We start from the raw sequence: 657 nt of genomic DNA, 5'->3' as shown, positions 1-657 counted from the left end.
AGCTGAACCGCAGGAACTGCGCGCCGCGCGTGCGGTCGAAGTCCACGCCCGGCGTCGCCGCGATATCGGCGCCTTCCAACATGCGCGCCGTGAACTGCACGCTGTCGTTGGTCAGGTGCGAGACGTCGCACCATAGGTAGAAGGCGCCGTCCGCCGCGGCGATCCGGTCGAAGCCGGCCTTCGGCAGGCCCTCCAGCAGGTGGGCGCGGCTGCGGGCATAGGCCGCCTTCTTCGCCTCTAGCTCCTCGACGCAGTCCATCGCGGCTTCCGCCGCCACCTGGGCGACATGCGGCGCCGAGATGAACATGTTCTGGGCCAGGCACTCGACCGGGCGCACGAGGTCCTCCGGCAGCACCAACCAGCCGATGCGCCAGCCGGTCATGCACCAGTACTTGCTGAAGCTGTTGACGACGATCGCGCTCTCGCTGACGGCGGCGGCCGTGCTCTCTGCGACGGTGCCCCAGGACAGGCCGTGATAGATCTCGTCGGAGATCAGCCGCACGCCCTTGGCGTGGCACCAGCGCGCGATGGCGGCGAGCTCGTCCGGCGTCAGCATGGTGCCGGCGGGATTGCAGGGGCTGGCTATCACCAACCCATCGGGCAGCGGATCAAGCGCCTCCAGCATGGCGAGGCTCGGCTGGAAGCGCGTCTCCGGCC

Annotated in this window: 1 protein-coding gene; it reads right to left on the bottom strand. The window is 69.4% G+C overall.

From position 1 onward, the window contains the following. Window positions 1-625: aminotransferase class I/II-fold pyridoxal phosphate-dependent enzyme (locus AC1DWF_RS35300; RefSeq protein WP_476843117.1), on the bottom strand; the 625-nt coding region annotated here is incomplete at its 3' end. Between the last annotated feature and the right edge of the window lie 32 nt (window positions 626-657).

The organism is Aminobacter sp. P4_D5 (genome assembly GCF_056401815.1).
Note: the sequence above shows the minus strand (reverse complement) of the source record. Positions and strands in the feature narration are given on the sequence as shown.